Origin of the sequence: Microvirga antarctica, assembly GCF_017921815.1 — a bacterium.
Lineage (GTDB): Bacteria > Pseudomonadota > Alphaproteobacteria > Rhizobiales > Beijerinckiaceae > Microvirga > Microvirga antarctica.
The window spans coordinates 1-281 of record NZ_JAGEMM010000193.1 but is presented as its reverse complement, the minus strand read 5'-3'; the positions used below and the strand labels follow the sequence as shown (position 1 = coordinate 281).

1 protein-coding gene is annotated in these 281 nt (G+C 61.6%); it reads left to right on the top strand.

Annotation, left to right across the window (positions count from 1 at the left end):
• Positions 1–266, top strand: a 266-nt coding sequence (locus J4G32_RS21445; protein ID WP_425515548.1) for a DedA family protein, incomplete at its 5' end; no start/stop codon positions are given.
• Positions 267–281 lie beyond the last annotated feature (15 nt).

The window sequence follows — 281 nt, the reverse complement described above, 5'->3', positions numbered from 1 at the left end:
TGTACGGCTTCCGGGTGGTTGGCCCGCTGCTGATTGGCGCCAGCCGCCTGCCGCCTAAAATTTTTCTGCCGCTGAATATTGTAGGCGCGCTGATCTGGGCGCTGCTGTTTACCACGCTGGGATATCTTGGCGGCGAGGTGATCGCGCCATGGCTGCACGACCTCGATCAGCATCTCAGGCACGGGGTCTGGCTGATTCTGGCCATCGTCCTGGTAGTGGGCGTGCGCTGGTGGCTGAAAAGACGCGGCAAAGCGGAGGCCCGTTAAACCCGATGGTATCCG